The 23,790-nt window shown below is 72.4% G+C and carries 20 protein-coding genes; 6 read left to right on the top strand and 14 right to left on the bottom strand.

Annotated elements, in window-relative coordinates:
* Nucleotides 1–35 precede the first annotated feature (35 nt).
* The 7 genes from ACWG52_RS36435 to ACWG52_RS36405 all read right to left on the bottom strand — a co-directional run bounded on the left by ACWG52_RS36435 (nt 36) and on the right by ACWG52_RS36405 (nt 9,529).
* A complete protein-coding gene (locus tag ACWG52_RS36435; RefSeq protein ID WP_386126925.1) occupies nt 36–893 on the bottom strand; it encodes a hypothetical protein in 858 nt (285 codons plus the stop codon).
* A 281-nt stretch (nt 894–1,174) separates the two neighbouring features.
* The gene (locus ACWG52_RS36430; RefSeq protein ID WP_386126923.1) at nt 1,175–1,780 is read right to left on the bottom strand and encodes a response regulator transcription factor; all 606 of its coding nucleotides are present in this window, start codon (nt 1,778–1,780) and stop codon (nt 1,175–1,177) included.
* 91 nt (nt 1,781–1,871) lie between these two features.
* Nucleotides 1,872–3,476 carry a (2,3-dihydroxybenzoyl)adenylate synthase gene (locus tag ACWG52_RS36425; RefSeq protein ID WP_453127122.1) on the bottom strand — a complete coding sequence of 535 codons (1,605 nt, stop codon included), beginning with the start codon at nt 3,474–3,476 and terminating at the stop codon, nt 1,872–1,874.
* Between the two features lie 213 nt (nt 3,477–3,689).
* Nucleotides 3,690–4,259, bottom strand: a complete 570-nt coding sequence (locus tag ACWG52_RS36420; protein ID WP_389806686.1) for a GNAT family N-acetyltransferase — start codon at nt 4,257–4,259, stop codon at nt 3,690–3,692.
* Nucleotides 4,252–5,514 (bottom strand): MDR family MFS transporter, encoded by a 1,263-nt coding sequence (locus ACWG52_RS36415; RefSeq protein WP_453127121.1) that lies wholly within the window; start codon nt 5,512–5,514, stop codon nt 4,252–4,254. Before ACWG52_RS36415 ends, ACWG52_RS36420 begins: the two co-directional genes overlap by 8 nt.
* 10 nt (nt 5,515–5,524) lie before the next feature.
* Complete coding sequence (locus ACWG52_RS36410; RefSeq protein WP_389806688.1) at nt 5,525–7,693, bottom strand: YcaO-like family protein; 2,169 nt, start codon at nt 7,691–7,693, stop codon at nt 5,525–5,527.
* A 330-nt stretch (nt 7,694–8,023) separates the two neighbouring features.
* Nucleotides 8,024–9,529 (bottom strand): MFS transporter, encoded by a 1,506-nt coding sequence (locus ACWG52_RS36405; protein WP_453127119.1) that lies wholly within the window; start codon nt 9,527–9,529, stop codon nt 8,024–8,026.
* 453 nt (nt 9,530–9,982) lie between these two features.
* Between ACWG52_RS36405 and ACWG52_RS36400 the strand changes: the two genes are divergently transcribed.
* The 3 genes from ACWG52_RS36400 (at nt 9,983) to ACWG52_RS36390 (ending at nt 14,538) form a co-directional block, all read left to right on the top strand.
* A complete protein-coding gene (locus ACWG52_RS36400; protein ID WP_390137418.1) occupies nt 9,983–11,188 on the top strand; it encodes an NAD(P)/FAD-dependent oxidoreductase in 1,206 nt (401 codons plus the stop codon).
* 531 nt (nt 11,189–11,719) lie between these two features.
* Nucleotides 11,720–13,786 carry an RICIN domain-containing protein gene (locus ACWG52_RS36395; RefSeq protein WP_453127116.1) on the top strand — a complete coding sequence of 689 codons (2,067 nt, stop codon included), beginning with the start codon at nt 11,720–11,722 and terminating at the stop codon, nt 13,784–13,786.
* 116 nt (nt 13,787–13,902) lie between these two features.
* Nucleotides 13,903–14,538 carry a hypothetical protein gene (locus tag ACWG52_RS36390; protein WP_389806692.1) on the top strand — a complete coding sequence of 212 codons (636 nt, stop codon included), beginning with the start codon at nt 13,903–13,905 and terminating at the stop codon, nt 14,536–14,538.
* 237 nt (nt 14,539–14,775) lie between these two features.
* On the opposite strand, the gene ACWG52_RS36385 is transcribed toward ACWG52_RS36390, so the two are convergent.
* Nucleotides 14,776–15,660: an ATP-grasp domain-containing protein gene (locus tag ACWG52_RS36385; protein WP_453127115.1), complete on the bottom strand. Its 885-nt coding sequence runs from the start codon at nt 15,658–15,660 to the stop codon at nt 14,776–14,778.
* Between the two features lie 249 nt (nt 15,661–15,909).
* Between ACWG52_RS36385 and ACWG52_RS36380 the strand changes: the two genes are divergently transcribed.
* A complete protein-coding gene (locus tag ACWG52_RS36380; RefSeq protein WP_390137799.1) occupies nt 15,910–16,818 on the top strand; it encodes an endonuclease/exonuclease/phosphatase family protein in 909 nt (302 codons plus the stop codon).
* Here the strand turns inward: ACWG52_RS36380 and ACWG52_RS36375 are convergent.
* From ACWG52_RS36375 to ACWG52_RS36365, 3 genes are read right to left on the bottom strand one after another with little or no spacing between them, the layout of a single operon-like run.
* Nucleotides 16,813–17,781 (bottom strand): NAD(P)-dependent alcohol dehydrogenase, encoded by a 969-nt coding sequence (locus tag ACWG52_RS36375; RefSeq protein ID WP_389806694.1) that lies wholly within the window; start codon nt 17,779–17,781, stop codon nt 16,813–16,815. The two genes, ACWG52_RS36380 and ACWG52_RS36375, sit on opposite strands and share 6 nt — an antisense overlap.
* Entirely contained in the window at nt 17,778–18,011 is a 234-nt protein-coding gene (locus tag ACWG52_RS36370; protein WP_453127113.1) for a helix-turn-helix transcriptional regulator, read from the bottom strand. The genes ACWG52_RS36375 and ACWG52_RS36370 overlap by 4 nt, the downstream gene beginning before the upstream one ends.
* Nucleotides 18,005–18,433 carry a hypothetical protein gene (locus tag ACWG52_RS36365; RefSeq protein ID WP_389806695.1) on the bottom strand — a complete coding sequence of 143 codons (429 nt, stop codon included), beginning with the start codon at nt 18,431–18,433 and terminating at the stop codon, nt 18,005–18,007. The genes ACWG52_RS36370 and ACWG52_RS36365 overlap by 7 nt, the downstream gene beginning before the upstream one ends.
* A gap of 261 nt (nt 18,434–18,694) precedes the next feature.
* Between ACWG52_RS36365 and ACWG52_RS36360 the strand changes: the two genes are divergently transcribed.
* Both ACWG52_RS36360 and ACWG52_RS36355 read left to right on the top strand, forming a co-directional pair.
* Nucleotides 18,695–18,904, top strand: a complete 210-nt coding sequence (locus ACWG52_RS36360) for a hypothetical protein (protein ID WP_389806696.1) — start codon at nt 18,695–18,697, stop codon at nt 18,902–18,904.
* Nucleotides 18,905–18,987: 83 nt separating this feature from the next.
* The gene (locus ACWG52_RS36355) at nt 18,988–19,497 is read left to right on the top strand and encodes an NUDIX hydrolase (protein WP_389806697.1); all 510 of its coding nucleotides are present in this window, start codon (nt 18,988–18,990) and stop codon (nt 19,495–19,497) included.
* 30 nt (nt 19,498–19,527) lie between these two features.
* On the opposite strand, the gene ACWG52_RS36350 is transcribed toward ACWG52_RS36355, so the two are convergent.
* The 3 genes from ACWG52_RS36350 to ACWG52_RS36340 all read right to left on the bottom strand — a co-directional run bounded on the left by ACWG52_RS36350 (nt 19,528) and on the right by ACWG52_RS36340 (nt 23,765).
* Nucleotides 19,528–20,271 (bottom strand): SOS response-associated peptidase, encoded by a 744-nt coding sequence (locus ACWG52_RS36350; protein ID WP_389806698.1) that lies wholly within the window; start codon nt 20,269–20,271, stop codon nt 19,528–19,530.
* A 37-nt stretch (nt 20,272–20,308) separates the two neighbouring features.
* A complete protein-coding gene (locus tag ACWG52_RS36345; protein ID WP_453127111.1) occupies nt 20,309–22,300 on the bottom strand; it encodes a helix-turn-helix domain-containing protein in 1,992 nt (663 codons plus the stop codon).
* Nucleotides 22,301–22,373: 73 nt separating this feature from the next.
* On the bottom strand, nt 22,374–23,765 hold the full coding sequence (locus tag ACWG52_RS36340; protein ID WP_390137409.1) for an MFS transporter: 1,392 nt from the start codon (nt 23,763–23,765) through the stop codon (nt 22,374–22,376).
* Nucleotides 23,766–23,790 lie beyond the last annotated feature (25 nt).

Raw genomic sequence — 23,790 nt, 5'->3', positions numbered from 1 at the left:
TCGTCTTTCCCTACGCAGTGGCCGAAGAGTCGGGTCTAACGCACCGCACGGATGTCCGCGCGCACCTGGACCGGCAGCCCCGAGCCGCACGCGTGACGTGCCAGGGCCGTACTGCCGGAGGCGGTGGAGGGGATCACCTTGTTGTAGATCGAGCCGAGGCACAGGTCCCGGAACGCCCCGGTGTCGCCCGGCAGCCGCGCGGCCAGCTGCGCCTTGGCGATGTCGACGGTCCTGAGCGCACCGTCCTCGTCCTCGACCTCGACACAGGCGTGCGGCAGGTCGAGGGCTCCGCCGAGCACGCCGCAGAACCAGCCGCGTCTGGCCTGCGCCCGGAATCCGGCGGCCCGGAAGCGCTCGGCCAGGAACAGGCTCGCCGCGATGCAGCTGGTGGCGCCGAGCGCGTGCACCGCCCGGTGGTCGGCCTGCATGTCCACGGGAATCATCTGCCACCGGTACCCGGCGTCCAGATAGTCCTGGACGAGCTGCCGCAGCACCGGGGAGCGGAGCGGGGTGCGGGCACCGGTCGTGGTGACCGTCGCCGCGTACAGCGCCGAGCCCGCGCCGGGCTCCGGCGGCCGCACGTCGGCGACGCGTCCGCCGAACCGGACGACGTCCGGTTCCTCCAGGTGCCAGGGCGCGGGCCCGGCGCAGTCGACGCACTCCATCCGGACCTGGAAGTCCCAGGTCTTCTCCTTCAGGAGGTCGTCGACCGGCCGGCCGGCGAACCGGAAGAGCATGCGGAAGGCAAGCTCCGGTTGCGTCGTCGCCTTGTTCGAGTACATGCCGAGGTTGTAGAGGTCGTCGGTGTCGAAGTGACGCACCCCGGAGCGGTCCTCGAACGGCAGACCCGCGTCGACCAGAACGTCGATGTCCGCGGGGTCACATCCGAGCATCTCCCGCGCCACCGATTCCGGCTGGTTCCTGCGCGAATACTCGGCCGGAATGAATTCAACGGAATCCGCGACTTTCTCCCAGGACACACCCGTGACGGCGGCTCGGTGCGGCACGACCAACCTCCAATACATCCAAAAAGCCTGACCGAATTCCAGCCAGCGATAAGGACGCTATCAGCCGTCAATCACACCGCGACAGATTCACTTCACATTCGTCACCATGCGTTTTGCACGGCCCCGAATGAGGTTTTCCCGACCCCGGAGGGGAGGGGTGTGCACCGTCAGATCCACTGGAGATCGCGGGCCATGCGCAACGCGTCAATGCGGTTGCGCGCACCTATCTTGGCCACCATCGAGGAAATGTAGTTGCGCACCGTCCCCTCGGACAGGCACAGGCGCGCAGCGATCTCCTCCATGGTGTCACCGTGGTCGAGATGCTCCAGCACGGACAGTTGTCGCACGGTCAGCGGACAGTCCCCGCCGGCCACGGCGGCGACCGTCAGCTCGGCGTCGAAGGCTCGCTCACCTTGGTGGACCAGATGGATGGCCTCGAAGAAGCGGCGGGGCGGGGCCCCGCGCCGCACCATTCCGTCGATCCCGCCGGCGAAGGCCCTGCGGACGACCGACCGGATACACGCGGTGGCGACCAGCAAGGTCCGACACTCGGGGAGAACGGCCGCCTTCTCGGCGAGTTCGATCGTTTCCGCATCCCTGCCCTCGAAGCTGATGATCACAATGTCGGGTCGATGCAGCTCGGCGAACTCCAGCGCGGCGCCTTTACTCCCCAGCGAGCCCGTGACTCGAATCTCCGGGCGCTGTTCCAATAATGCCGTGAGCGCAACGCGAGACAGATGCAGATCATCGAAAACCAAGACATCGATGCTCACGTGAATCCTCCATCGATCGGGATCCCAAAAAGATAGCATACGCGTACGAAAATCAAATCTGCCGCAATATCGGACAGCGGCGCCGGGGTGCTCAATTACCCTCCCGGAGCTGCTCCCCGAGCGCTCCCTTGTCGACTTTCCCGACGGCCGTCAGCGGGAGCCGCCCGAGCGTCACCAGCCGGTCCGGCAGCTTGTACGGCGCGATGCCGCGGTCCGTGAGCCCGGCCCGCACCTCGCGCAGGGTGGGCGGTCTCGCCACGTCCTGCGGCACCACGCACGCACAGGTCTGCTCCCCCAAGTCCGGGTGCGGCAGGCCGATCACCGCGGCCGAAGCGATGCGGGGATCGGCGAGCAGGTGGTCCTCCAACTCCCGGGCCGGTACCTTCTCACCGCCCCGGTTGACGACGTCGGCGGTCCGTCCCACGACCTCGAAGTAGCCGGCGGCCGTACGCCGGACCACGTCACCGGTGCGGAAGAAGCCCTCGGGGGTGAAGGGGGTCCGCTCGCCCTCCCCGGCCCGGTAGTAGCCGCGCACCGTGTACGGGCCGCGGGTGAACAGCTCGCCCTCCTCCCCCGGTGCCGCCTCCTGACCGTCCTCCCGCAGGATCCGGATCTCGTCGGCCGCCGCCAGGGGCCGCCCCTGCGTGTGGAGGACCACGCTCGACGGGTCGTCCAGACGCGTGTAGTTGAGCAGGCCCTCCGCCATCCCGTACACCTGCTGCAGGACGCAGCCCAGCCGTCCGGCCACCTTGCTCCCCGTGACCGGCGCGAGTGGGGCCTCACCGACCTGGAGGAGTTCGAGGGAGCGCAGGTCGTACGCGGTCCTCTCCGCGGCGTCGAGCCACACCGACACCATCGGCGGCGCGAGCGAGGTGACCGTCACCCCGGCGCTCTCGACGAGGGGGAAGCACACCTCGGGATCGGGCGAGGGAGCCAGCACCACCGCGCCGCCCAGGCGCAGCGTGCCCAGCACCCCGGGACAGGCCAGGGCGAAGTTGTGCCCCATGGGCAGGGCGCACAGGTAACGGGTGGCGGCCCCGAAGCCGCACAGCCGTGAGCTCTGGCGCAGCTGGTAGCTGTAGTCGGCGTGGGTGCGCGGGATGAGCTTCGGCGGCCCGGAAGTGCCTCCGGAGAGCAGGAGCAGCGCCACGTCCCGGGCGTCCGGGGCCGGCAGGTCCAGCGGCTCGCCGTCCACCTCGTGGAGCGCCGCGAAGGGGCCCGGCTCGCCGGCCACCAGGACGTGGCGCAGGCTGTCGGTGCCGGCCAGCACGTCCTTGGCGATGGTCCGGTAGTCGCAGTCGGCCACCTCGTCCGCGCACACGTAGGCCACCGCCTGCGCGCTGTTCACGAGGTGGACGATCTCCGCGGTCCGGTGCGCGGGGTACGCGAACACCGGTATCGCACACAGCCGGAAGAGGGCGACGCACAGCACCACCAACGCGACGTCATTGGGCAGTTGGACGACGACCCGGTCGGCGGCACGCAGGCCGAGGCCGGCGAGACCCGCGGCGAGCCGGTCGGCGGCCCGGTCCAGCTGACCGTAGGTCAGGGTGCGGGTGGCGGTGACGACCGCCGGCCTGTCCCGGACACCCGGCTGGCGGGTGGGCAGGCTGCCGAGGACCTCGTCGTTCCAGTATCCCCGGGCCCGGTACTCCTCGGCGAACGGCTCGGGCCACGGCACGCAGCCCTCAGGCATCGTCCGCCCCGACTCCCGGAGCCGCAGCGCCCTTCAGCGCCGCGTGGTCGTACCGTCCTTGTCTCCGGTACCGCGCCACGCCGAGGGCGCCGGCCCCGCCCAGATGTTCCTCGCCACGCATGTCACCGCGCCTCCCTCTGCCCTTGTGGATCGCAAGGACCTACGGCGGAGCAGCCTCGCACGGGGAACCTGGCGAGTTTCTGTACGCGTTCTTCAGGACGGGTGGTCCCGGTCGACAGGGGAAGCTCCCGCGCGGTCGCGCGGCACCCCCGCAGCGGCCGGTGAGGGCCTCAGGGGGAGGGCGAGGAGGTCCACGCCGTCCGGCGGCCCGGTGAGTTCGCCGGCCTTCTCCCAGCCCCACCGCCGGTACAGCCCGCGGGCCGGCGCCCTGGTCGAGGCGGCGAGCACGGCGTGGGGCTCGGTGCGGGCGGCCACCAGCTCCTCCAGCAGCGCGCGCCCGTACCCGCGGCCCCTCAGCCTCGGCAGGACCGCCAGTTCGTAGACGTAGAACAGCGGTCCGCGCAGCCGGTGTGGCGCGGGCGCGGCGGCCCGGGGGTGCCACCAGCCCTCCTCGCGGCGCACCCCGTACGCGAAGCCGCCGAGGGTGCCGCCGTCGCGCACGGTGGCCACCGCGAAGCCGGGCAGCGCCGCGTGTGCGGCCAGCTGTGCGGCGAAGGTGTCGGCGGCCGAGGCGTCCTCGTGGTAGGGCGCCTCCCGGTAGACCCGGTGGTAGACGTCGCGGAACTCCTCGGGGCGGTGGAGCACGACCTCGTGCTCATCCACCGACGGTCTCCCTCCGGACGTGGGCCGGCAGTACGCGGTCGAGGCGGCACAGTACCCCGACCGCTGCGAGACAGCACAGCCCGAGGGCGAGCCAGGGCAGGCCCGGTCCCTTGGCCAGCAGCCAGGTGAACAGGGCCGGTGCCAGCACCCGGGCCAAGCCCCACATCAGCTCCTCCAGCCCCAGGTAGCGGCCCCGCAGCCGTTCGCCGGCCATCGCCACGGTCAGCGCGCTGCTGGTCGGCGCCTGGAGCAGTTCCGCGGCGGTGAAGACGACCATGCCGAGGGCGAGTACGGCGAACGCGAGCGCGCCGTGCTCCCCGGGCACCACCGCGAAGAGGCCGAAGGACACCGTCCACAGGAGGGCGGCCGCCTGGAGCACCCGGGTGCGGCGGCGGTGTTCGACCGCCCTGGCCACCACGGTCTGCCCCAGCACCACCAGGAGGGTGTTGAGCGCGAACAGCGTGCCGGGCTGCCACGCGGGCAGGCCACGCGCCTCGATGACGTACGCGCTCAGCAGCACGGTCAGCGCCAGGTCGCACAGCCCGAACACGGCGACGGTGACCAGTACGCCGCGGAAGGCACGGTCGGCGAGCACCTCCCGGTACCCGGCGCGCCCGGGCGCCGGCCCGTCCCCGCCCGGGGCGGGACCGGGCCCGGAGGCGACGGGGGCGGCGGCCCGGCTCCAGGCCGCGACCAGAGCGGCCGCGACGAGGAACGACACCGCGTTGAACACCACCACGGCGGTGTAGCCCGGGCTCCCGCCCCAGCCGACCAGCGCGCTGCCCAGCAGCCCGCCGGCGCCGAACCCGACGTTGCGCAGGGCGCGATCCATCGCGTACCAGCGCGCCCGCTGCCCGCCGTCGGCCACCTGCGCCACCAGCGCGGCGGCCGCCGGCCGGAACTGGCTCTCGCCCCACAGGGTGACCGTGACGAGGACGACGAGCTGCCAGGGCACGTCGGTGAACACGTAGCCGCTGAAGGTGAGCACGCGGACCAGGTTGCTCGCGACGACCACCCGCCGCGGGCCGAACCGGTCGATCAGCGGGCCCGCCAGCGGTCCGGCGGGCAAGGAGAGCAGGGCGGCGACCGACAGCATCACACCGACCGTGGCCAGGGGGATCCCCTTGACGGCGTGGAAGTAGACGACGGCGAAGGGCAGGAACAGGCCGGTGCCCAGGGCGTCGACGAGCTGTGCGAGGACCAGCGGGACGCGCCCGCGGGTGTGGGGCAGGCCGAGTGCGTCGATGAGAGTCATGCGGTGTCCCTCAGGCGTGGGGCAGCGGGAAGACGTTGAACCCGTCCTCGGTCAGCGGCTGGGTCCGCCAGCCGAGCCGCACGCCCGCCCGGCCGATCCGGCCGTCGCCCCACATCGGCATCCCGGCGGGGAAGTTCGAGACGAGGCCGGGCACGATCGTGTGGACGGCGGACAGTCCGGCCGCTTCGACGTCACAGGTCGTCAGGTCGACGCTGATCACCTCGAAGCCGCGGGCCTCGACCCGTTCGCGGTACGCCGCCAGGCGGCGCTCCGCGAGGGCGGGCAGCCCCTCCCAGGAGCGAGTGGGCAGGTCCAGGACCCAGGGCGCGATCCGCTCGCCCGCCCGGGGGTCGAGATGGAGCTGCTGCTGGCACAGCAGGTCCTGGACGTCGGCGAAGTCGGGCCGGTAGGAGTCGAGGTAGCGCCGGTCGGCGCGGTGGGGCTTGAGGTTGCCCAGGTGCGGCAGGTCATCGCGGCCGCCCGCCAGCGCCTTCTCGTCGTCGAGGTAGTGGCAGGTGTGGTGCAGGGTGAACCCCTCGGCGAGGGCCTTCTCCGCAGCCTCCAGGGCGCCGGGCCGGGCGGCGAAGCCGATCGTCACCCATCGGGTGGCGCGGTCGCGTACGGCCGCGGCGATCACCGGTACGTCGAACTCGTTGTCCAGCGGGATCAGGGTGATGTCGTAGGCGTCGAGGCTGTCGGCGACCAGCTCGCGGATCCGGTCGGGCACCGGCAGCCGGGGAAGACGGGCGGCATGGGCCCACCACAGCATGGTGGTGTCACGCTCGATCACCTCCTCCAGTCCGGAGGTGACGGCGTGCTCCTCGCTCACCCCGCAGGCCACCCCGGCGACCAGCGGGTCGCTGTGGGCGGCCGGATCGTGCTCCCCGTGGGCGACCAGGAAGGCGGGCACCCACACGGGCTCGCCGGTCGTCCACGAACGGCCCTCCACCCAGGCGCACTCGCTGTCCGTGGTCAGCGGCGCGAAGGGGAAGCCCGGGGTGCGGTACTGCCGTTGCGAGTACAGGTGCAGCCGGCGCGGGTCGAGGGCCGGGACGCCGTCGCGGCGCAGCCGGGCGTGGCTTCCGTACCGGAGCCGCTCCCGCGGCAGGCGGCTGCCGCAGTAGCGTTCCACCGCCTCACCCACGGCGCTGCGGCGGGCGGTGTCGAAGCCGGACCAGGACGTGCCGAACGCCTGCCGGTCGTTGGGCCAGTCCGCGACGCGCCGCATGTCGGCGACGTCCACGGCGCACACCCGCAGCCGCCGCGGCATCCCCGGCAGAGGAGCCAGTTCCTGGACGGCGGTGACCACGCCCACCTGGTCGTCGACGAGGAGGTCCGCTTCGGCGGCGCCGCGCTCGACGGTCCGCGGCCGGGTGGGGACGGGTAGCACGGTGCGGGAGAGCCGGCTCAGTTCGCGCGGGTCGAGTTCGACCTCGCCCGGGGCGCTCCCGCCCGTGATCCATCGCTCCAGGTCCGCAGCGAGCTGCCCGGCGATCCAGCGGGCGTCGCGGGCGCGGAGCCGGGGGGCGGCGGCCCGCGGGGCGTCCCTCATGGCCTCGACGACCCGGGGGTCGGGCGCCGCGGCGAGCCGGCGCTCCAGCACGTCGGCGAAGTCCGCCGTGGCGCCGGGGGTGATCGCGGGGCCGAGGAACGCCCGGCCGCGCTCGCGGCGCAGCGGCAGCCAGCGCAGACCGAGCCCGGCGCACAGGCCGTCGATCCGGGCCAGTTCGGTGTGGGCGGGGTGGACGAAGGCGGCCACGAGGACGGTGTCGCGGACATCGACGCCGGACAGGTCCTCGGGGGCGGGTCCGACGTGCGCGTACCCGGTGGTGGCCAGTGCGTGGGCGATCGGGGCGGTCAGTTCCGGTGAGCCGGTGAGGAGGACCGTCGTACGGGCCGGCCGGGCCGCGCGCTCGGCGTCGAGGGCGGGCCGCGCCGGGCGCAGGCAGCCGTCGTGGCGCAGGACGTCGATCACTTCGGCGTAGTCGGGGGACATGGCGGCCAGGAGTTCGGCGCGGGTCCTGGTCCCGTCACAGCGGGCGGCCCAGTCGCGGAACTCGGGGGTGGGGGCGGATATGTAGAACTGGCCGCCGTTCGGTGTGACGAGAAAGCACAGGTTCTGTTCGAGGTCGTAGATCTCCACGTCCAGGAGTTCCAGCATCTCGTCGTCCGACGGCATATCGCCCCCCGCTCGATTGAATTCCGTTGCACGCAATTCCGTGTCCGTACGGGATTCCGTGTCCGTACGTGACGCCACGGTCCCGGGTCGAGGCCCCGGGACCGTGACGGTCCGACCTTCAGGAGGTCAGCTTCACTTGGCGACGGAGCGGTTGTGCACGACGGCCCGGTTGTGAACCACCGCACAGGTCGAGTTGATCTTGACGGTCGAAATCATGAAAATTCCTTCCACTTCGCTGTCAGTGACACGGAAAACGTTACCGGAATTCGATTCCGCACCCCAGATGAATTCCTAATGGATCCCCATGAGTAATGCACGGACGGACCCGGTTCAGCCCGAGGCGGTCCCGGCCCGGCGAGCCGCGCCCGGGGCGGTCGCGGGCGCGTCCGCGGATGCGTCGGCGGAGGTGTCCGCGGGCTCGTCCGCCGGCGCCTCGCCCCGGCGCAGGACCGTGAAGGCGATGAGCGCGGCGACGACCAGGAGCGCGGCGCTGAGGCTCAGACCGAGGGCGTAGCCGTCGTTGAGGGCCGCGGGGCCGACGGCGTCACCGGTGCGGTGTTCGGCCGCGGTGCCGAGGGCGGCGAGGCCGAGCGAGGCTCCGATCTGGCGCGAACTGTTGAGCAGGCCCGAGGCCGTGCCGGCCTCGTGGGGTGCGACCCCGGCGGTGGCGGTGGAGACGACCGGACCGAGGCAGAGGCCGAAGCCCACGCCGGCGACGACGGAGGGCCCGAGGACGTCGCTGACGAACGCGCCGTCGGCGCTGATCAGGCCGAACCAGGCGAACCCGGCCGCGGTGAGGAGGCCACCGCAGACCAGCAGGGCGCGGGGAGCGATCCGGTAGCCGAGCTTGATGGCCAGCACCGAGCCGACCACCACGGCGAGGGCGAAGGGCAGGAACATCAGCCCGGTCATCGCGGCGCCGGTGCCGAGGACCCGCTGGAGGTAGAGGGACATGAAGTAGAAGGCCGAGGCCATGGCCGCACCGACCAGCAGGTTGTAGCCGTTGGCGCCGGCGACCGAGCGGTTGGCGAACAGGCCCAGCCGCACCAGGGGTTCGCGCGAGGTGGTCCGCTCGACCTGGACGAAGGCGATGAGCAGCGCGACGGCGACCGCCAGCGTCGCGAGGGTGACCGGTGAGCTCCACGCGTACCGGTCGGTGCGGACGACGCCGAAGACCAGCAGGCCCAGGCCGCCGGTGGCCAGGGCGGCGCCGAGCGCGTCGGGACGACCGCCCCGGGAGGCGGGCCCGGCGTCGACGATGCCGCGCCAGGCCAGGGCCAGCGCCACCAGCGCCATCGGTACGTTGACGAACATCACCCACCGCCAGCCGGCGTACTCGGTGAGCAGTCCGCCGACCAGGACCCCGAGGGCGCCGCCCGCGGCGTTCATCGCGCTCCAGACCCCGAAGGCCCGTACGCGGGGCTTGCCGGTGGGGAACGTCGCGGTCAGCAGCGCCAGCGCGGCCGGGGCCAGCGCCGCGGCCCCGATGCCCTGCGCGGCGCGGGCGGCGACGAGTTGGCCCGGGTCCTGGGCGAAACCCCCGACGAGGGAGGCCAGCCCGAACAGCCCCAGCCCGAAGAGCAGGACCCGCTTGCGGCCGTAGCGGTCGGCGGCCTTTCCGCCGAGCAGCAGCAGCCCGCCGAAGGTGAGGGCGTAAGCGTGGATGACCCAGGTCAAACCCGCCGCGCCGAAGCCGAGTCCGGCGGCGATCTGCGGGAGACCGACGTTCACGACCGACAGGTCCAACGACACCATGAACTGCACGACGGCCACCGCTGCGAGCGTGAGGCCCGGCCCGGCACCCGTACTTCCCTTGCCTTGCGTCTCATTCGTCATCGCACATCTTCCGTCCTCGGCGAGATCGTCGGTGCTACTTTCAGAACGCGTTCCGAAAGTAGCACCGACGGGCCCCCGATGTGAACCGCGAACCGGGACCGCACCGGTTTCGCGAGCCCGGAGCGCCGCGCGACAGGGGCCCAACCGAGGAGGAACAGGGCGCTGGTGGCGACGAGCGGGCACCTCCCGGGGTGCGGTGCGGGGGTGTGACAGGGCGGCAGAACCGCGACGACTTCCCTCGCATGCCGGCCGATCCGTGCGGCGGTCGGGTCGAAGCCCGAGGAGGCCGCCGAAGTCGCTGGTCGTGCACGGCTCGCCGACCGCGAGGAAGCGGTCCGACAGCCCGCGCCGGTCGAGGAGGAGTGACCTGCCTCACACCCTGTCACATCCGGGGATCGCAGGGTGTCTTGATGTCGAACCGGCCGAAACGAAGGAACGAAGGAGCGAGACAACATGACTCAGCACACCGATGTGGTCGTGATCGGCGGAGGATACGCGGGCGTCATGGCGGCCAACCGCCTGACGCGGCGGGAGGGCGTGACGGTGACCCTGATCAACCCGCGGGCGACCTTCGTCGAGCGGATCCGGCTGCACCAGCTGGCCGCCGGGACCGATGACGCGGTCGTCGAGTTCCGGGATGTCCTCGCCGAGGGCGTCCGCCTGGTCGTGGACACCGTGACGCGGATCGACGCCGCCGAGCGCAGCGTGACGTTGGGGACCGGCACCACGATCGGCTACGACTACCTGGTATACGCGGTAGGCAGCGGCAGCGCCGACCTCCTCGTGCCCGGGGCCGCCGAGTTCGCCTACCCGATCACCACCCTGGAGGAGACCCGGCGGCTGCGGCCGGTCCTCGACGCGGCCGCCCCCACGGCGGCGGTGACGGTGGTCGGGGCTGGTCCGACGGGCATCGAGACCGCCGCCGAACTCGCGGAGCAGGGCCGCCGTGTGACCTTGGTCTGCGGTGGCGCGCTCGGCCCCTACCTGCACGCCCGGGGCCGCCGCTCGGTCGCGGGCCGGCTGGCCGAGCTCGGGGTGACCGTGCTCGACGGCCCGGGGACGAAGGTGACGGCGGTCACCCGCGACGCGGTGCGGCTCGGTGACGGCCGGGAGGTGGCGAGCGAGGTGACCGTCTGGACCGCCGGCTTCGGCGTGCCGGACCTGGCCGCGCGCAGCGGGCTGAGCACGGACGCCCTGGGTCGCCTGCTCACGGACGAGACGCTGACGAGCGTGGACGACGACCGCGTCGTCGCGGCGGGCGACTCGGCGGCGCCGTCGGACCTGCCGCTGCGGATGAGCTGCCAGGCCGCGATGCCGCTGGGCGCGCGGGCCGCCGACACGGTGCTCAGCCGGATCGACGGCGAGCGGCCCTCGACCCTCAATCAGGTGTTCGCGGGGCAGTGCATCAGCCTGGGCCGACGGGCGGGCATCTTCCAGTTCGCGCACAAGAACGACGTGGCGCTGTGGTTCCACATCGCCGGCCGCCCGGGGGCGAAGCTCAAGGAGCTCGTGTGCAAGGGCACCGTCAAGCACCTGGCCGACGAGGCGGGCAAGCCCGGTTCGTACGGCCTGCACCGCGTCTCGGGAGGGGACCAGCGCGGGAAGCGGCTGCGGGCCGAGCGCGGCGGGACGGCGGCCACAGCCGAACGGTCGGCCTGACCGCGCCCTACCGGCTCGTGACCGCCGGCGAGAACCTCCTTCCGCCGCCCCGGACGTGGCGGCGGAAGGCGATCCGTCGCGCGGCACAGACCCCACCGACCCCGCGGTGGGGTGGGGCCGACCGCCCGCGCGGCCGGCCCGATGGGGACCTTTCGGCCTAACTCGCCGACCTCGAACCGCCTTCGGCGTCGCTCCGGCGCGTTCCGGCGTGCTCCGCGACCACCGCACCTCACAGGTCGTGACCGAGGGAATTCAGCAGGTAGCAATTAGGTGAATTCCTGACTGAATTCTCGTCAACAAGCCTCCGGTTCATATCTCGATTTGATAACAACCCGCCAGGGAAGGACTGGACCATTAAGGTGCGACGCGCGTAACTCGGGCCCTGCTGTTGCGAATTGACTGTTCGTCAAATTCTGCCGACAGGTAACGGAATGATTTCTCGGTGCGCGCCCCCGTTTGTCCGAATTCTCCTCGGCATTCGTCTGGCAGGCTTCCGCGCACCCAGTCTTCCGACAACGATTTGAGGTGCCCATGACAGGACGTCGCAGACGGCCTGCCGCCGCCGACCACCGCCGCAAACCGCGGCGGTTGATACTCGTCACCGCCGCCACCGCAGCGGCGGGGCTGATAGCCGCAGGCATCGCCTACTCAGGAATCGGCGACGGTGCCCAGGCCGCGGCGCCCGTGGTGGAGGCCGCCGCCGAGGCGCCGGCCGCCGCACCGGCCCGCGACCAGGAGCCGGAGCCGATCGCCGCCGCGCCCGCGAACGAAACCGCGAGCGGCATGATCTACGACGGCCTCCAGGCCGCGCCGAAGGGCGACCGGTGCGTGGGTGTCTACCGCACCGACACCGGGCTGTGCACCCACGGCCCCGACGCCCCGCCCAAGGGTGTCGACATCACGAAGGACATCCCGCCGGCGGTCAAGGAGACGGCTCCGGCAGCCGATCCGGCCCGCCCCGCGGCCGATGACCCGGCCAGCAAGGAAGGCGGCGGGCGTCCTCAGGACGCGCCCGCGGCCGACGCGTCGACGGCCACCAAGGCCTCCGCACCCGAACCCGCGGCCGCGGCCGGCAGCCAGAACGTCGCCGCCGGCCCCGCCGGCCAGACCGTCCAGTGCGACGGTGACGGCAGCACCGGCAACCGCGTGCAGGTCGTCTACGTCCACGCCCCCGGCAAGGACCGCTACTCCGAGTACGTCGCCTCGTTCCGCAAGTGGGCGGCCGACGCCGACCTCATCTACTCGACGAGCGCCAAGGAGACCGGCGGGGTACGTCACATCCGCTATGTGACGGCCGCCGACTGTACTCCCACCGTGCTCAACATCGAGCTCCCGGCCTCGGCTCTGGCCGAGTTCAGCGCGACGAACAACGCGCTCGCCGGCAAGGGCCTCGACCGTCGCGACCGCAAGTACATGATCTTCGCCGACAGCCAGGTCTACTGCGGCATCGGCACCTTCGCGGGCGACGAGCGGCCCGGCCAGGCCAACCAGAGCAACTTCGGTCCCTCCTACGGGCGCACCGACTCCGGCTGCTGGGGCGGCCACACCGCCGCGCACGAACTCGGCCACAACCTGGGCGCGGTCAACAACAGCGCCCCGAACACCAGCCGTGGCGCGCACTGCACGGACGAGTACGACGTCATGTGCTACTCGGACACCCCGTACTACCCGCAGATGCGCAACATCTGCACCAACCAGGCGGCCGAGAACATCCTCGACTGCAACCACGACGACTACTTCCACACCAGTCCCAAGCCCGGTAGCTACCTGGCCACGCACTGGAACATCGCGGACAACCAGTTCCTGATGAAGAACAAGGGCGGCGGTGGCGGCACGGACCCCGGTCCGAACCCGTCCCCGACGCCGACCAAGAAGCCCTCGCCGACGCCGACCAAGAAGCCCACCGGCGGCCCGACCGTGACGGCGGCCCAGATCCAGTCCGACTCCGTCGTCGTGAGCTGGCCCAAGGTCGACGGCGCCTCCTGGTACGCGGTGCAGCTCAACGGCAAGCACCTGACCTGGGTCCAGTCCCCGGTGCTGCGCATCTACAACCTGCAGCCCGACACGGCGTACAAGGTGACCGTCTCGGTCCGCGACAGCGCCGGCCGTGACAGCGGACCCGGCAAGGCCGCGTCCTTCCGTACGACGGGCGCGGGCGGTGGCGCGACCACCCCGGGCACCCGCTACGTGCTCGGCAACGGCAGCACCGGCATGGCCGCCGAGGTGTGGGGCGGCCGCACCGCCGACGGCACGGTCCTCGTGGGTGGCCGCACCAACGGCTACGCCCAGCAGCAGTGGTACTTCGACGACGCGGGCAACGGCCAGGTGCGCATCAAGTCCGCGGCCTCCGGCAAGTGCCTCCAGCCGGGCGGCACCCCCGCCGCGGGCATGTGGGTCTCCCAGCAGCCCTGCGCGGGCGGCAACAAGGCCCAAGCCTGGAAGCTGACCTCGCGCGGTGGAGCGGTGACCGTGACGGACGCGAGCGGCGGCTTCGCCCTCACCGTCAGCAACCGCCCCTACTACGGGTACTGGCTGCTCGACCTCCAGCGTGCGGACGGCCGCGCGACGCAGGCCTGGACCCTGCAGAAGTCCGGCTGATCACTGCCACGGCGCAGCATTTCCTGACGCCCTGACGGCGTGAATCCACCCCGGCGGACGGCCGCACCGAGCGGCCGTCCGCCGGCACCCCTCATCTTGACCGGAGCACCCCGACGATGCGCATACGAATCGTTTTCTCGGCCGCCCTGGCCGCACTCGGCCTCATGTTCCTGCTCCCCGTCGCGGCCCACGCCCACGGTGACACCGTGAAGGTGGTGGTGACCGGGCAACGGGAGGGTCATGTCACCGCCGACGTCACCTGGGAGAACGACGGGGACGCCGTCGAAGAGGCCGTCGCCGCGACCGTGAACGCGGTCAGCGTCGACGGCTCGCGCACCATGGGGCCCTGGCGCCTGGTCCGCGACACCGCAGCGGCGCCCGCGGGCTGGACCACGGCCGAGGCGTTGCCGCCGGGTTCGTGGAAGGTCAGCGTCGACGTGGGCTTCCCGTCCCTGGGGCACGGCGATCTCGAGGTGGCCGTACCCGTGGTGGACCCGGCTCCGGTCACCCCCACCCCGGTCGCCTCCGCGCCCGCTCCCGTCCCGTCGGCCGCCGCGCCGGTGGCGTCGTCCGCCTCGGCCTCGGCTCCGGCCGCCTCGTCGGCGCAGGGCACCACCGAACCGGCCGCCGACACCGAGGGGTACGCCGTCTGGTGGACGACGGCGGGCGTGGCGGTGACCGCCGTGGCCGGCGCGGCCGTGGGTCTCCTGCTCCGCCGCCGCCGGCGCGTGCGGCTCGACCGTCTCAACTAGGAATCACCGCGGCTGGAGCGCCATGCCCTAGGGGGTGTCCGCAAAGTAGCGCCGGCCGCCCGAAGGGCGGGCCACGCGGCGTCCGGTGCCATGGAGTCTCCCCAGGCCCGCCAGGGCCGAGGGAAAGCATCGCAAGGCGGAGGGGCGCCCGTGTACTGGACGTACTCGGGCGCCCCGACAACGCGGCGAGGTGCGGTGCCGGGCACCGCGGGGCAGGCGGGACTTCGCGGACACGCCCTAGCGGCCCGCGGCCACCGCGGCAGTGACCGCCTCGGCGAAGCGCTCCAGCCCGTGCGGGTTGATGCTCAGGAACAGATTCGGCTCGATGAGTTCCAGCTCCATGACCACGGGTTCCCTGGCCCCGTTCAACGTCAGGTCCACCCGGGCGAACAGCAGCTCGCCGGGGGCCGGAACGGCGGCCAGCGCCGCCCGTGCCGTACGCAGCTCCGCCTCCGACGGCTCGTAGGGGGCGGCGCCGGGGTGCGGCACCCGGAAGTTGTCGATCAGCCCCGCTTCCGTCAGCAGGGCCTGCTTGCGGATCGCGTGGCTGAAGGTGCCGCCGAAGAAGATCAGCGCCCGCTCCCCCTCCTCCACCAGCGGCAGGTACGGCTGGACGATCGCCGTACGGCCCTGGTCGAGCAGCATCCGGACGTGCCGCTCGGCGTCCGCCCGGCGGCCGGACTCGTAACGCGCGGTGTCGCGTGCGCCCGAGGAGACGGCCGGCTTGACCACCACCCCGTGCGGCCCGTCGAAGTCCGCCGCATCGCAGCGATCGTCCGGGTCGACGACCTTGGTCGGTACGACGGGGACCCCTCTCGCGGCAAGTTCCGGCAGGTAGCGCTTGTCGCTGTTCCAGCGCACCAGCGGCGCCGGATTCCACAGCCGGGTGACCTCGGCCGTCGCGTCCGCCCAGGCCAGGAACTCCGCCGGTCGGTCCGCGTAGTCCCAGGTCGACCGGATGACCGCGAGGTCGTAGCCCTCCCAGTGCGTGTCTTTCGCGTCCCAGGCCACCGCCTGCGCGGACAGGCCCGCCGCGCGCAACGTCGCCAGGATCAGCGGGAGATCCGCGTCCTGATCGGCGCCGCCCTCGCTCGTCACGACCGCGATCCTCGCCGTACCCATACGGGTCTCCCGACCTCGCTCCGCGGACCGCCCGGTGCGGTCGCCCCCGGACGATCACTCTTCCACACGCGCCGCCGCGGGAACCCGGCCGCCCGATCATGCGTCGTACCCGAGGTGGAAGACGGTCCGAGGCAGACAGGTGGGGCTCCGGTGGTGGTGCCGGCCGTGGTGGTGAGCGGCGCTCGACGCACCGTCCGGTGGCGCCCTGGCGTCGACGCCCGGGGCCGTACGCCCTGGACCCGCGGGCGGGTGCTCGCGGCGCTCGCCGTACTGAGCGCCGCGCTGCTGGTGTTCCACTCCGCGGTCCCCGACACGGTGGGCCGGCTGGGCAGTGCGCTGGAGGCGTTCCTGCCCTGGCTCGGCCTCGCTGTTCCGGTCCTCCTCGTCTCGGCGCTGGTGCGCCGCTCGGCCACGGCCCTGGTGGCCGTCGTACTGCCCGCCGCCGCGTGGGCGGGCCTCTTCGGTGGGCTGTTCCTGCCGGCGGACCGCGGCGGGCACGACATCACGGTCCTCCAGCACAATGTGAGCGACGAGAACCCCGACCCCGCGGGCACGGTGCGTGCCCTGATCGGGTCCGCGCCGGATCTCGTCGCCCTGGAGGAGCTGACCCCCTCGGCGCTGCCGGCCTACGAGGGGGCACTGGCGGCCGCGTACCCGTACCACGCGGTCCAGGGCACGGTCGGGCTCTGGTCGCGGCATCCGCTCACCGACGTCCGCCGGGTGGACATCAGGCCCGCGGGCATCGGGGAGGGCTGGGACCGCGGCCTGCGCTGCGGTGTCCGTACGCCGCGGGGTGAGATCGCGGTGTACGTGGCGCACCTGCCCTCGGTGCGTTTCCGGGCGAGCGGTTTCGGCTCGGGCCCGCGGGACGAGAGCGCGCGGCTGCTGGGCGCGGCCGTCGCCGCCGAGGAGCTGGAGCGGGTGATCCTGCTGGGTGATCTCAACGGCACCGTGGACGACCGGGGTCTCGCCCCGCTGACCTCCCGGTTGGGAGCGCCGCGGCGGGGGTCGGCCCTCAGCTGGCCGGCGGCCTTCCCGGTCGCCCGGATCGACCAGATCCTGACCCGTTCGGCGACCGCCTTGGAGGTCCGGACGCTGCCCGCGACCGGCAGCGACCACCTGCCGGTCGCCGCCCGGATCCGGTTCGACGCGTCATAGGCTGATGGCGACCTTGCCGCGCACCTGGCCGTCCCGGAGGTAGCGGATGGCGTCGGGCACCTCGGCGAGCGGGTAGGTCCGGTCGACGGCGGGTGTCACCGATCCTGCCTCGATGAGTTCGGTGAGGGTTTCGAGGTCGCGGCTGCGCACCAGGGTGCCGTGGGCGCGTAGCCGATGGCCGACGAAAGGCGTCAGCAGCATCGCGCCCAGCTGGCGCTGGTTGCCGCCGATCCAGTTGCCGCCGCCCTCGCCACCGACGATGGCGAGCGTTCCGCGCGGGGTGAGGGCGCGGCGCAGCCGGGATATGGGCCGGTTGCCGGCGATGTCGAGGATGACGTCGTAGCGCCGGGTGCCGTCGACGGGGTCCTGCCGTGTGTAGTCGAGGACCTCGTCGGCGCCGAGGGAGCGGACCAGGTCGGTCTTGGTGGTGCTGCACACCCCGGTGACGTGGGCGCCGTAGGCCTTGGCCACCTGAACGGCGAAGCTGCCCACCCCGCCCGAGGCTCCGAGCACGAGGACGCGTTGACCGGCCTTGACCTGTCCACTGTCGCGTACGGCGCCCAGCGCGGTGCAGGCGGAGACGGGGACCGCCGCGGCCTGTTCGAAACTGAGGCCGGCCGGCTTGGGCGCGAGGGAGCCCTCCTTGGCGCGGGCGTATTCGGCGAACGACCCCGAGCAGTTGCCGTACACCTCGTCGCCGGGCCGGAAGCGGGTGACGTCCGGGCCGACCGCTTCGACCACCCCCGCGACGTCCATGCCGCGGACGCGGGTCCTGGGGCTCCGCAGCCCGGTCGCGGCGCGGACCGCGTAGGGCAGGCCCGCCATGAGGTGCCAGACGCCTTGGTCGACGCCGGCGGCACGCACCCGTACGAGGACCTCGCGCTTGCCCGCAACGGGGCGTTCGATCTCCTCCATGCGCAGGACCTCGGGCGGTCCGTAGACGTCCTGGACGATGGCCTTCATGAGTCGTCTCCTTCGGTGGAGGTGTACTGGAACACGGAGTCGAGCGGTACCGCGAACACGCGGGCGATCTCGAAGGCCTTCTCCAGGGAAGGCGAGTAGCGTCCCTGCTCGATGGCGATGACGGTCTGACGGGTCACGCCGATCCGGCGGGCCAGCTCGGCCTGGGTCATCTCGCCGTTGGCGAAGCGCAGGGCCCGGATGGTGTTGGTGACCCGGGTGGGCCTCACCACGGGTGGAAGCCGATCCGGTAGGAGGCGATCTTCGCCATGGAGCCGAGGAGCGCCGACAGGACGAACGCCAGGTAGATCGCGTTGGCGATCCAGAACTGGTCCGCCTCCACCATCGCCAGCAGCATCCCGGCCACGGCGCCGATCGCGACGAACGACTGGCCGATGTGGTCACCGAACCGGTGGATCTCCCGGTCACGCTGGTCCTTGACCTTGTCCTCCTCGGACGAGAACAGGGACACGGCGATGTGGAGCACGATCGAGGCGACGATCGCCGCGCCGACGGTCCACAACAGGGCGGCCGCGTAAGGCTGCTGGGCCAGGGGCTCGCTCCCGGACCGACCGAGCACCACGGCCAGATACGCCCCGTACGACACGACGGTGACCACGATCATGATCCACGCGCGTTTCTCCTCGACCGCCACGGCCACTCCCCATGTAAAGAAAACCAGACATCGGCAGTGTCAAGGAATCAGGACACGGTGTCAATCTTTCTTTACCTCTCCGGGCGGCGGGCCGCCCACCTCCGCAGCAACGGCGGCGGCGCGGTCGGGCCTGAGTACCCTCGACGCGTGGAAGATCGTGAGGAGTACGTGAGATACCGGCAGGACCGGACCGTGTTGGCTTCGATCGGGGCTCATCTTGAACCCCAGGTCGGTCGGATCAGCGTGCGATTGCCTCGGGCCGTGGCCGAGTCGGCGGTCGCCGCCTGGGATCGCGAGGAGCTGGGCCGGATCGGCGAGGAGAGCCGCGAGGAGTACGAACTGCGTGACGCTGCGGCCGAGCTGGCCTTCATCGGCCTGGCGATCTCCTCGCACGGGGTGTGGGACGGTGAGGAGGTCGTCGTCGACCTGGACGTCGTCCACATAGCGGCGGCGTTGCGGGCCGCTTGGTAGGTCAGGCCGCAAGCAGCGGGGCCTCCGCAGGGGGTGCCCTGAGCGCCGCGGCGTTGTCGGTGGGCTCTGCCAGGGTGTGCGTCGTGGATGAACCGGTGGAGCGTGTCGACGATCAGGATCGTGTGCTGGGGATGGTGGTCGGTCGCCGACAGGCCGTCCGGGAGGGTTGGCTGCACCGGATCGCCGTGACGGTGTGCCGTGATGAGCGCGGGCGGATCCTCGTCCACCGCCGGGCGGAACACTTGTGGCGCTTCCCCGGGCTCCACGAGGTCATGGTCGGTGGCGCCGTGGCCGTCGGTGAGTCCTACGAGCAGGCCGCTTCGCGGGAGCTGGCCGAAGAGCTGGGTGTTCGTGTGCTGCCGCGCCTGCTGTTCACGTTCCTCAACCGCGGCGGCCTGAGCCCTCACTGGCTCGGCGTGCACGAAGTCGTGGTGTCGGACCCGGATGCCGTGGTCCCCGATCCCGATGAGGTCGCCCGGCACAGCTGGCTGACCGAGCCGGAGCTGCGGTCGGCCCTGCTGGAGTGGGGCTTCACCCCGGACAGTCACGAAACCATGAGCCGGTATCTCACCTTCCGGACCGCCCGATCCTGACCGCCCGGTCACCGCGCCGGGAGATGCTCCTCAGCGACCCGGAGCGGGGGGCGCTTCGAGGAGTTCGGGGCCGTTGTTGCGCACGTTGTTGACCGCGGTCGACACGGCGCGGACGTCCAGCCTGCCGCCCGCGGGAGCGGCCAGCAGGGCGCGCAGCGCGTCCGGGTCCTGGTGGGACGGGTCGAGCCAGGCCTCGTAGTCCGCCGGGGTGAGGGCCAGCGGCATCCGGGGGTGGACCCGGCCGGCCGCGTCGGTGGCCTCGGTGGTGATGATCGTGCAGGTCGCCCACCAAGCCGCCGGATCGTCGTCGTCGGTGACGGCGGGGTCGCGCCAGAACTCGTACAGCCCGGCCATGGCCATCACCTCGCCGTCCTCGGGGCGGATGAAGTACGGCTGCTTGTAGGCCTTCACGGAACCGGCGGCGGGGACCGGCTCCCACTCGTAGAACCCGTCGGCGGGCAGCAGGCACCGGCGCTTGGCGAAGGCACGCCGGTAGGCGGGCTTCTCGTGCACCGTCTCCACCCGCGCATTGATCATCTTCGCGCCGCCGGACAGGCTCTTCGACCACGAGGGCACCAGCCCCCAGCGCAAGGGGCGCAGCTGCCGCTCCAGTACCCCGCTCTCCCGGTCCGCGCGCTCCAGCACCGCCCACACGGCGTCGGTGGGGGCGACGTTCCAGCTCGGCTCCAGCACGTGCCCCGGATCCGGGGGCGTGGCCTGGAACAGGCCGGACAGGTCCTCGGGACTGCGGGTGGAAGCGTAACGACCGCACATGGTGTCCAGCCTGCCGGCTGGACCGGGCCGGCGCGGGCTACGCCGCGAAGTCTCCCGGGTCGGGAGCGTCGTGGCCGTTCACCTGATGGATCCGCAGCGCGAGTTGGAGTTCCAGTGCCCGTTCCGGGCGCTGCCAGTCCGTGCCGAGGAGGCTGCCGATGCGCTCCAGGCGCTGTACGACGGTGTTGACGTGCACGTGGAGGGCCTCGGCGGCGCGGGACCGGCTGGCGCCCGCGTCGAAGTAGGCCCGCAGGGTGTGGGTGAGGTCGGTGCCGCGCTTCGTGTCGTACGCGAGCACGGGGCCGAGCGTCTGCCGTACGTAGCCGCCCAGATCCGTCTGGTCGCCGAGCAGCACGCCGAGGAAGCCCAGGTCGTGGAGGGCGGCGCCGGTGCCTTCGCGGCCCAGGGCGCACAGTGCGGTCCGGCAGCGGCGGGCCTCGGCGTAGGCGTCGGCGAACTCCGCGGGACCGCTGACCGGACCGGCGGCTCCGACGGTGACGGGAGCGGCGAGGGCCTGACGCAGCTCGCCCGCGAGGCCGGCGGCGGCGGGTCCGGGGCCGGGTCCGGGGCCGGCGCCGGGGGCCTCGGCGGCGCAGACGAGGACGACGTCCTCGCGGTGCGGCCCGGCGAGTCCCTTGCGGGCCTGGGCGATACGGGCGGCGGCGGCCAGGAGGCGGGCCCGGGGGACGGCCGTGCTGTGCAGGACGAACACCGCGTGCGGCCGGCCCAGGTCGACGCCGAGCCGGCGGGCGCGCGCGGACAGGCCGGCCGGGTCGGCGGCCCGGGTGAGGAGGTCGCCCAGGAGTTCGCCCCGGATCCGGTCCTCGGTCTCGGCGACCGAGCGGCGCAGGAGCAGCAGCAGGGCGGTGACCAGGCTGGCGCGCTCGAACAGCCGGCGGTCGGCGTCGTCGAGGTCGGCGCGGCCGGTCAAGGCGATGCTGCCGAGCAGTTCCTGCCCGGCGAGGACCGCGCACACCCACGTTCCGTGGACGAAGACGGCGCGACCGCCGGTCCGCGAGGCGGTGACGGCCTCGGCGGACGGGGGCCGCGGGTCGGTGCCCGCCCGGGCGAGTTCGGCCCCTTCGGCGTCGTGGACGAGGGTGCCGCCCTGGAGAACGGTGCCGATGGCGGTGGCCACGTCGGTGACGTCGCCGCCGCGCAGCACCAGGTCGGTGAGCCGGTCGTGGGCGTCCTCGGCACGGCGCATGGCCTCGTTGTGCGCCTCGATGGTGCGCGAGGCCGCGTTCAGTTCGACGAGTGCGGTGCGCGTCTCGTCCAGCAGGCGGGCGCCGTCGATGGCGATGGCGGCGTGGTCGGCGAGCGAGGACAGCAGGGCGACCTCGTCGGGGGTGAAGGTACGGGCGGTGCGGTCGGCCGCGTAGAGGACGCCGATCACCCGGGTGCCCAGGCGCAGCGGCACGCCGAGGATGGCGCGGAGGCCCTCCTCGGTGACGGCGGTGTCGATGGTCGTGGTGTGCCGGAAACGCCGGTCGTCGCGGTAGTCGCCGGTGGAGTACGGGCGGGCGGTCTCGGCGACCAGTCCGCCCAGCCCCTCCCCCATCCCCAGGCGCACCTGCTGGAACGCGGCGGAGACCGAGCCGTCCGTCACCCGCATGTACGTGTCACCCGCCTCCTCGTCGTTGAGGGACAGGTACGTCACGTCCGTGCCGAGGAGCAGCTTGGCCCGGTGGACGATGGCCTTCAGCACGGCGTCCGGCTCACGCAGCCGGGCGAGGTCCCCGGCCGTGTCGAAGAGGGCGGCGAGTTCGACTTCGCGGCGGCGGTGCTGGCCGAGGGTGCGGCGGATGCGGAGCGCGACGCGGGTCGCGTCGGCGACCACCGCCGCGTCCACGTCCGAGTCCGCGTCCGGGTCGGAGAGTTCGGGATCCTGGAAGGCCTCGACGGGCGCACCCCGGTCCAGCAGGTCCAGGAGGGTGCGCAGCCGCGACAGCGCGCCGGTGCCGGTGCCGGTGCGGGTGCCGGTGAACTCGGCGGTACCGCGGGTCCCGCTGTCTTCGGTGGTGGGCATCGGGTGCTCTCCGTGCTGCTCGACGCCGGTGTGGGCGGCGCCGTTCGAGCCGGCGCCGCCCACGCCCGGAAGGTCAGTTGTCGGCCGGCACCGCATCGTGTCCGGCCCGACGGGTGGCCGGGACCGGGGCCCGTAGCGGCCGGTGTTCCCGGGTCAGGCTACGCCCGCGGGTCTCCTTGGCCACCAGGACCGTCAGCGTGGTGACCGCGACCGCGGCGGCGAGGTAGATCGACACGGGCAGGGACGAGTCGTAGTCGCGCAGCAGGGCCACGGCGATGATCGGGGCCAGCGCGCCACCGATGATGGAGGCCAGCTGGGAACCCATCGAGGCGCCGGAGTACCGGACTTCGGTGGCGAACATCTCGGAGATGAAGGCCGCCTGCGGTCCGTACATCGCGCCGTGCAGGAGCAGCCCGACGGTCACGGCCACGGCGATCACCGGGAAGGACTTGGAGTCGAGCAGCGCGAAGAACGCGAAGGCCCAGCCGATCATGCCCACCGAGCCGATGAGGGTGACGACGCGGCGCCCGATCCGGTCGGACAGCGCGCCCCAGGCCGGGATGGTCACGAAGTGGACGGCGGAGCCGATGAGTACGGCGTTCAGGCCGTCGCTCTTGGGCAGCCCGAGGTGGCTGGTGACGTAGACGAGGAGGAAGGCGGTGATGACGTAGTACGAGATGTTCTCGCCGAGGCGGGTGCCGATCGCGGTCAGGACCCCGCGCCAGTTCGTCCGGAACACCTCGGCCACGGGCGGCTTGGCCTTGGCCCCGGCGGCGGCCTGCTCCGCGGCTCTGGCCTGCGCCTCCAGGAAGACCGGGGACTCCGAGACCGACACCCGGATCCACAGGCCGATCATCACCAGCACCCCGGAGAGCAGGAAGGGGACCCGCCAGCCCCAGGCGAGGAAGGCCGCGTCGGACTGCACGGCGGCCAGGACGGCCAGCACCCCGGTGGCCAGCAGGTTGCCTCCTGGCGCGCCGGCCTGCGGCCAGGAGGCCCAGAAACCGCGGCTCGCGTCGTCTCCGTGCTCGGAGACCAGCAGTACCGCCCCGCCCCACTCGCCGCCGAGCGCGAACCCTTGGATCAGGCGCAGGAGGGTGAGGAGGATCGGGGCGCCGACGCCGATGCTCGCGTGGGTGGGGAGCAGGCCCATGGCGAAGGTGGCGCCGCCCATGAGGAGCAGGCTGAGGACGAGCAACCGCTTCCGCCCGATCCGGTCCCCGTAGTGGCCGAAGACCAGCCCGCCGAGCGGGCGGGCCGCGAAGCCGATCGCATAGGTCAGGAACGCGAGGAGGGTGCCGACGAGGGGCTCGCTGCCGGGGAAGAACAGCTCGTTGAAGACGAGTGCGGCGGCCGACCCGTAGAGGAAGAAGTCGTACCACTCGATGGTGGTGCCGATCAGGCTCGCTGCGACGACTCGGCGGATTCCGGTTGACGATGGTGCGGTTGTTGCGGGGGAGGTCATGTGCACCACTTCCGGGGTCTGCGGG

The sequence above is a fragment of the Streptomyces sp. CLCI03 genome, assembly GCF_053615355.1.
This window is presented reverse-complemented; position numbering and strand designations above follow the sequence as displayed.